Origin of the sequence: Noviherbaspirillum humi, from assembly GCF_900188095.1 — a bacterium.
Taxonomy (GTDB): domain Bacteria; phylum Pseudomonadota; class Gammaproteobacteria; order Burkholderiales; family Burkholderiaceae_D; genus Noviherbaspirillum; species Noviherbaspirillum humi.
In genome coordinates, this window is the sequence record NZ_FZOT01000014.1 from 149,676 (window position 1) to 156,320 (window position 6,645).

The window sequence follows — 6,645 nt, forward strand, 5'->3', positions numbered from 1 at the left end:
TCCGTGGCTGCGTCAGTCAGCGGTGATCTTCGCCCGCTTGATCACATCCGCCCAGCGCACGTAATCCTGCTTCACCAGGTTGCCCAGCACTTCCGGCTTGCCCGGCGTCGGCACCATGCCCTGCTTGTCCAGCGTCTCGCGCATCTCCGGCATGGCGAGGATCTGGTTGATCTCGCCGTTGAGCCTGTTGACGATGTCGGCAGGCGTGCCGGCGGGCGCCATCAGGCCGTACCACAGGTCGACGTTGGAGTTCTGCACGCCTTGCTCGGCGAAGGTCGGCACGTCCGGCGCGCTCGGCACCCGCTTGTCCTGCGCCACCGCCAGCATGCGCAGCTTGCCGCTCTTGGCATGCGTCAGCGCCGAATGCACCGGCAGGATCATCGCCTGCACCTGGCCGCCGATCAGATCGGTGATGGCGCCGGCGGAACCTTTATAAGGCACATGCAGCAGATCGGTGCCGGTGTTGAGCTTGAACAGCTCCATCGCCAGATGCTGCGGCGTGCCGTTGCCGGGCGAGGAGTAGCTGAATTTGCCCGGATGGTCCTTGATCTGCTTGATCGCCTCTTTCAGCGTCTTCGCCGGGAAATCCGGGTTGACGGCGAAGGTGAGGGCGCCGACGGCGGTCGGCGCGATCGGCACGAAGCTCTTCACCGGATCGTAGGGCACGCTCTTGTACAGCGTGGCGTTCATGACCAGCGTGTTCACCGTCATCAACAGGGTGTAGCCGTCGGGCGCCGCATTGGCGACGAAGCCGGAACCGATATTGCCGCTGGCGCCCGGCCGGTTGTCGACGATGACCGGCTGCCCGAGGCGCTGCGACAGCTTCGGGCCGATGGCTCGCGCCAGCACGTCGATGCCGGTGCCTGGCGTGAACGGCACGATGATGGTGATCGGTTTGGCGGGGTAGCTGCCCTGCGCGAGGGCGGCGCCGGGAAGAGAAGCGGCGGATGCCAGCAAGCCCGCAAGCAGCAGAACCGTGCGGCGCCTGGTGAATGGAATCGACATGCGTGGTCTCCGTGGGTGGATGAAAAACTGAACGGGCCGTAGCCCTATCGCAGGACGGCCTCGACGGGAAAGCGAAGCAGGGGCCGACCTGCCGCGCCCTTGTCAGGAAAAACTAAGGCGTGCATATTAACAGCATGCTTATAATGTGTGAAGTGCTAGAATCCGGCCCATGAAAGCGAAATCCTCCAGCGCCGCTGCCGACCCCGAAACCTCGTTTCTCGAGGGGCAATCCGGCTTCTATATCCGCCGCCTGCACCAGATCGCCGCGGCCCTGTTCATGGAGCACACCGCCGACTTTGGCGTGACGCCCATCCAGTTCGGCGTGATGATGACCGCCCGCGAGCATCCCGAGATCGATCAGCGCACCCTGGCGCAGATGGTGCGCTTCGACACCTCCACCATCGGCGGCGTCATCGACCGGCTGGAACGCCGCGGACTGATCCGGCGCAACGCCTCCCCGAGCGATCGCCGGGTGCGCCTGCTGACGCTGACCGAGGAAGGCGAGAAGCTGCTCGATCAGCTCATCCCGCATGCGATAAAGGCCCGCGAAAGCGTGCTGGAGCCGCTTCCCGCTCCGCAGCGGGAAGCCTTCCTGACCATGGTCAAGACTCTGGTCGACGCCCATGAGGCGATCGGCGAAAGCGGCTTGTCGGAAGCCGCCTGACTCTACCTTCGATCGGGCGGGAAGCGCTTCCCGCCGCATCAAGCTGCCGGCACCAGAATCAAACCAGCGGCACCGTGATCGGATTGTAGGAATACAGCCACTCCGAGCGCGATTTCGTCAGGTTCTGCTCCTTGAAGGCGCGCCGCATTTCTTCCTCATCCTCGATGCGATAGAGCGCCCGGCTGTCGGTGGACCCGCGCACGATGCGGGCGGTGCGATCGAGCCGGTTGCGCTGATAGAGCTGCAGCGCGTCGGGCACCGAGTCGCTCATCTCCAGCGCCCGGGACAGCACCGCGCCATCCTCGATCGCCATCGCGGCGCCCGAGGCCATGTAGGGCAGCGTCGGATGGGCAGCATCGCCCATCAGCGTCGCGCGGCTGGTGCTCCAGTTGGAGACCGGCTCCCGGTTGTTCAGCGCCCAGCGGTAGCAGCTGTCCTTGTCGATGGCATCGATGATGGTCTGGATGGTCGGATGCCAGCCGGCATAGTCTGCCTTCAATTCCTCCCAGGGCCGCTTCTGGGTCCAGGATTCGACTTCGGTCTGATTCGGATATTCGACCAGGCCGACGAAATTCACCAACTTGCCGGCGCGCAGATAATAGATCGTCGCGTGCTTCTTCGGTCCGCACCAGACGGTGGACACCACATCCATGATGCCGGCCGGCAGACGCTCGGTCGGGATGGTGGCGCGCCAGGCGATGTCGCCGGTATAGGTGGCGGGCGTCGGCCCCAGGATCTGGGCGCGGATGGCGGACTTGATGCCGTCCGCGCCGATCAGCACATCGCCATGCGCCTTGCGGCCATCGGCGAGGTTGAGCGTGACGCCGTCGGCGTTCTCTTCGAAGCTTTCCACCCGGGCGTTCAGCGTGATGCAGTTCGGGTCCATCGCCAGCACCTTGCGCGCCAGGATGTCGTGCAGGTCGGCGCGGTGAATGTGATAGTAGGGCGCGCCGAAGGCTTGCTCGTGGTTCTCGCCGAGCGGAATGCGGTGCAGCAGTTCCGCCGTGTCGAAGCGCCGGAATTCGAAGGCCTTGGGGCGCACCGCCACCTGTTCCAGTTCATCCCGCAGGCCAAGGTCGTACAGCACATTGACGGCATTGGCGCTGGATTGCACGCCGGCACCGACCTCGCCGAGGGCGGCGGCCTGTTCATAGATGTGGACCTTGAATCCCCGCTTCATGAGGCAGGCGGCGGCAGTGAGGCCGCCGAGTCCGGCGCCTGCGATGATCACGTTCAAGTTTTTCATGGTGGTGTCGTTTCGGGTTATGGGCTAAGGGAAACGGCTATGATGACCGCAAGGGGCATCGCTCTGGAAGTAATGGAGGTACACATATTAACAGCATGCTGATGATATGAAAAGCGGGCTAAGCGTCAAAAGCCTCCGCGGCCGATGCTGCAGCCTTGCGCCATATGCTTTCGTAGTTGCTTGTCCTAAGGAATCCGGTACCTCTTCGATTGAAGTAGGCCGTTTCCGGACGCCATCCGGCTTTCCTTCGGTTCAGCAGCGCCGCAAATGCTTTCTTCAGTGGCAGCCTTGGCGTCCTGTCTGCATCCGTCCTGCATGGTGTTGCGCAAGCCTATTATGCGGCAATGCGTTATCGTATTGCCTTGCCTTGATCAAGGCGAATTGAGACCAGATGGACAACACAAGAGAACGATAATGAAAATTGCAAAACTGTTACTGGCCGGCGCATTGGCCCTTGCCTTCAACGCACATGCGGATAACTTCCCCAGCAAGCCGATCCGCTTGATCATCCCGTTTGCGCCGGGCGGCACTACCGATATCGTTGGCCGCATCGTCGCCGACCGCCTCGGCAAGGAGCTGGGCCAGCCCGTTATCGTGGAGAACCGCAGCGGCGGGGGCGGCAGCGTTGGCGCCGCCGTGGTCGCCAAGGCGGAACCGGACGGCTATACCCTCGGCGTCTCCACGATTTCGACTCACGCGGTGAACGCCGCCTGCAATCCCAACCTCAACTACAACCCGCAGACCGACTTCGCGCCGATCACCAATCTCGCCCGCACGCCGAACGTGCTGACCGTCAGCCTGAAATTCCCGGCACAGGACTACAAGCAGTTCATCGATGTCGTGAAGAAGAACCCCGGCAAGTTCAGCTACGCCTCCTCCGGTGTCTGCAGCGTGCTGCACATGATGGGCGAGCAGTTCAAGGTTTCGACCGGCACCTTCATCACCCACATCCCCTACCGCGGTTCCGGCCCGGCCATCATCGACCTGCTCGGCGGCCAGATCGAAATGATGTTCGACAACCTGCCTTCCTCCATGGGCCATATCCAGAGCGGGAAGATCCGCGCCATCGCCGTCGCCGCGCCGAAGCGGGTGGAGGGCTTGCCAAACATCCCGACCTTCGCCGAACTCGGCCTGCCGCAGGTGAACGACCCGGCCTGGTACGGCCTGGTCGCGCCGGCCAAGACGCCGGACGACATCGTCAAGAAGATCAACGCGGCGGCGGTCAAGGTGCTCAACATGCCGGACATCCGCGACAAGATGAAGCAGAACGGCGCCGAGCCGGTGGGCAACACGCCGGCCCAGCATGCGGCGGAAATCAAATACGAACTGGATAAGGCGAAGGCGATTGTGAAGCGGCAGAACATCAAGTTCGAGAATTCCTGATTTAATAGTTGAAACCGCGGCGATTCAATGCCGCATGAAGAACGGGCGCAGCGCTATCACGCTGCGCCCGTTTTGTTTTGGTGATGCGGCTTCACGCAGGGAAGTGGGATTATCAGGTGAACGCAACCAGCTAAAGCAGGGGTGCATGACTAAAGCGATGAATTGGATGCTTCATGCGAATACATTGACGTTTATCTCCCATTACGATTCAACCGCTAATTACGCTGCAAAAACGCGACACCACTTGCAGGTAATCCTTCAGTAAGAAATTAACAAAAGGTTAATATTTATAAATAGTTAATTCTGCTGCGGGAGGACTTTTGAAGAGTACTAGTCGCGAATCGACCGATGCCAGCGACTTTTCAGGTTCCATCAATCGTCCGCTTATTCATCGCGCTCGTCGCCGCTTTGCGTAGTTAAGTCTCGGGCGCTATTTCAGAAAAAATCGTGCTGACATTTTTCAGGCAATTCATTATTTGCCGGGCAGCGCTTTGCCCGCGAGATCCGCATCATTTAATGTCCGCCCGTCGCCTCATCGGCGGTGTGGTGAGTGCATCGCTGCTGGCATTCTGCGCACTGCCTATCCATGCCCAAACCGTGCCGGCATCGCCCGCCGACATCGCGCAGGAAGGCTTGCGCCGGCAAGAGGAGCGCGCCCGCGAACAGCAGCAGCATTTGAAGCCGGATGCGGACCTGCTGCAACCAGCCAGGCCAACCACAATCTCCGACAAGCTGCCGGAAGAATCGCCCTGCTTCCCGATTCAGGGCGTCGAGTTGACCGGTCCGGATGCCACCCGGTTCGCCTGGCTGGCCGATGCGGCGCTCCCTTACCTGCGCCAGTGCGCCGGCGCGGCGGGCCTGCGGCAGATCGCTTCCGCGCTGGACGCCAGGCTGATCGAGCAGGGCTACGTCACTTCCCGCGTCAGCCTGCCGCAGCAAAACCTGAAGGAAGGCATCCTCACGATACGCCTGCATGTCGGCCGCATCGCCGGCATCAGCCTGAACCAGGCAGCCAACCCCAAGGCGCCCGACGATTCCTGGGGCACCTGGCGCAACGCCTTTCCGGTGAGCGGTGGCGACATCCTCAATGTGCGCGACCTGGAGCAGGGCGTGGAGCAGATGAAACGCCTGCCCAGCCAGGCGGTGGCCACCGAACTCGAACCCGGCGAAGAACCCGACACCAGCCGCCTGCGCATCCTGCGCCAGCCGGGCAGCTTGCGGGAGCGCTTTCGCGGCGGCGTCACCCTCGACAATGCCGGCACGCCAGCGCTCGGCAGGCCGCAGCTTTCATCCTATGCCTCGCTCGACAATCCGCTCGGCCTGAACGACATCCTGTCGCTCTCGGCCAGCAGCAACCTGGAACGGCTGCGCACCGACCATCGCAGCCAGAACCTGAGCCTGCAGTACAGCATTCCCTGGGGCTACAACACGTTCACGCTCGGCCGCAGCCATAGCCGCTTCGCCCAGATCGTGCAGGGCACGACGGCGCGTTTTCTCTCCAGCGGCAGCAGCGACAACACGGACCTGCGCTGGCATCGTATCCTGCTGCGCACCAGCAGCGCCAAGTCCGGTCTCTATGCGTCGCTGGGCACGCGGCGTGCCAGCAGCTTCCTCGACGATGTGGAACTGGTGGTGCAGCGGCGCCGCACCACCACGCTGGAAACCGGCCTCACCCACAAGCAGTTGCTCGGCGACGCCAGCATCGACCTGGAACTGGGCTATCGCCGCGGCGTGTCCTGGCGCGGCGCCCAGGATGATCTGCCTACCGCAGCCGAGGGCGGGTTGACGGTGCGGCCGACGATCACCGTCGCCTCCGCCGGCCTCAGCCTGCCGTTCACGCTCGCAGGACGGCCGATGCTGCACACCACCGCGCTGCGCGTGCAGCATACGCGCGACCTGACGCTGTCCGTCGACCAGTTCGCCATCGGCAGCCAGTACAGCGTGCGCGGCTTCGACGGCGAGGCCGTGCTGCTGGCCGAAAGCGGCTATACCCTGCGCAACGAGTGGTCCACGCCGCTGCGTCTGGCAGATGGCCTGGACAGCGTGGCCTTCGCCGCGGTGGACGTCGGCCGCGTCTGGGGGACGAACACCGCCAACCTCGTCGGCGACCGCCTCGCCGGCGCCGCTTTTGGTGTGCGCGGACGCTGGCAGCAACTGCAGTTCGATGCGGCGCTCGGCACGCCGCTCTACCGGCCGCAAGGCTTCAAATCCCGGCGCTTCAATCCTTACCTGGCCATCACCTGGGCTTTCTGATCGTCACTTCATCCGCAATACGGAACCGCCATGCATACCATCGCCAATGTCTCCGGGTCGAATCCATCGAAGCAAGCGTCGCAGCGCCCCTGGC

General features: G+C 63.1%; 5 protein-coding genes. 3 read left to right on the forward strand and 2 right to left on the reverse strand.

What is annotated here, in order from left to right:
- Nucleotides 1-12: 12 nt before the first annotated feature.
- Nucleotides 13-1,005: a Bug family tripartite tricarboxylate transporter substrate binding protein gene (locus CHB88_RS18070; protein WP_089400744.1), complete on the reverse strand. Its 993-nt coding sequence runs from the start codon at nt 1,003-1,005 to the stop codon at nt 13-15.
- Between the two features lie 169 nt (nt 1,006-1,174).
- Between CHB88_RS18070 and CHB88_RS18075 the strand changes: the two genes are divergently transcribed.
- Nucleotides 1,175-1,669, forward strand: a complete 495-nt coding sequence (locus tag CHB88_RS18075) for a MarR family winged helix-turn-helix transcriptional regulator (protein WP_089400745.1) — start codon at nt 1,175-1,177, stop codon at nt 1,667-1,669.
- A gap of 58 nt (nt 1,670-1,727) precedes the next feature.
- Here the strand turns inward: CHB88_RS18075 and CHB88_RS18080 are convergent, their stop codons facing one another.
- Nucleotides 1,728-2,915 (reverse strand): FAD-dependent monooxygenase, encoded by a 1,188-nt coding sequence (locus tag CHB88_RS18080; protein ID WP_089400746.1) that lies wholly within the window; start codon nt 2,913-2,915, stop codon nt 1,728-1,730.
- Nucleotides 2,916-3,329: 414 nt separating this feature from the next.
- Here CHB88_RS18080 and CHB88_RS18085 point away from each other — a divergent pair, with 414 nt between their 5' ends.
- A complete protein-coding gene (locus CHB88_RS18085) occupies nt 3,330-4,298 on the forward strand; it encodes a tripartite tricarboxylate transporter substrate binding protein BugE (RefSeq protein WP_089400747.1) in 969 nt (322 codons plus the stop codon).
- Between the two features lie 516 nt (nt 4,299-4,814).
- Nucleotides 4,815-6,551 (forward strand): ShlB/FhaC/HecB family hemolysin secretion/activation protein, encoded by a 1,737-nt coding sequence (locus CHB88_RS18090; protein WP_089400748.1) that lies wholly within the window; start codon nt 4,815-4,817, stop codon nt 6,549-6,551.
- Nucleotides 6,552-6,645: the final 94 nt, after the last annotated feature.

Excerpts from the sequence above, each read along its gene's own strand:
- CHB88_RS18070 (WP_089400744.1), bottom strand. The coding sequence starts at position 1,005 with ATGTCGATTCCATTCACCAGGCGCCGCACGGTTCTGCTGCTTGCGGGC.
- CHB88_RS18075 (WP_089400745.1), top strand. The coding sequence starts at position 1,175 with ATGAAAGCGAAATCCTCCAGCGCCGCTGCCGACCCCGAAACCTCGTTT.
- CHB88_RS18080 (WP_089400746.1), bottom strand. The coding sequence starts at position 2,915 with ATGAAAAACTTGAACGTGATCATCGCAGGCGCCGGACTCGGCGGCCTC.
- CHB88_RS18085 (WP_089400747.1), top strand. The coding sequence starts at position 3,330 with ATGAAAATTGCAAAACTGTTACTGGCCGGCGCATTGGCCCTTGCCTTC.
- CHB88_RS18090 (WP_089400748.1), top strand. The coding sequence starts at position 4,815 with ATGTCCGCCCGTCGCCTCATCGGCGGTGTGGTGAGTGCATCGCTGCTG.